Source organism: Methylobacterium sp. J-070 (assembly GCF_022829385.1).
Classification (GTDB): Bacteria; Pseudomonadota; Alphaproteobacteria; order Rhizobiales; family Beijerinckiaceae; genus Methylobacterium.
The window spans coordinates 1-307 of sequence record NZ_JAKSXX010000288.1; the positions used below are offsets into that span (position 1 = coordinate 1).

Sequence of the window (307 nt, forward strand, 5' to 3'; positions counted from 1 at the left end):
CAAGGACAGAATCACTAACGGTCCGCCGCCGCTACCCCTGGTGAGTCCCGCTCAACGAGGGTTAGTATGAGGCGTAGTTCCCGGCGAGTTCGTTGTAGCGGGTGGCTATGCGGCGGAAGTCCTTGAGGCGGTTGAACGTCGCCTCGATGCGCCAGACGCTCACCAACCGCTGGAACGGCAACGCGTCGGGCTTCCTGCCTTCGTGGGTCGTGATCCCGAGCGACATCCTCGGCGCGATCCGCGGCTGGTTCGGCGGTGAGACGAAGCCCGCACTTCCGGCCGCGGCGCCGAGAGGCTGAGCTCGACG

Annotated in this window: 1 pseudogene; it reads right to left on the bottom strand. The window is 66.1% G+C overall.

The window, feature by feature from the left end:
• Positions 1-61 precede the first annotated feature (61 nt).
• A pseudogene (locus MKL01_RS32045) lies at positions 62-307 on the bottom strand (hypothetical protein); the annotation flags it as partial.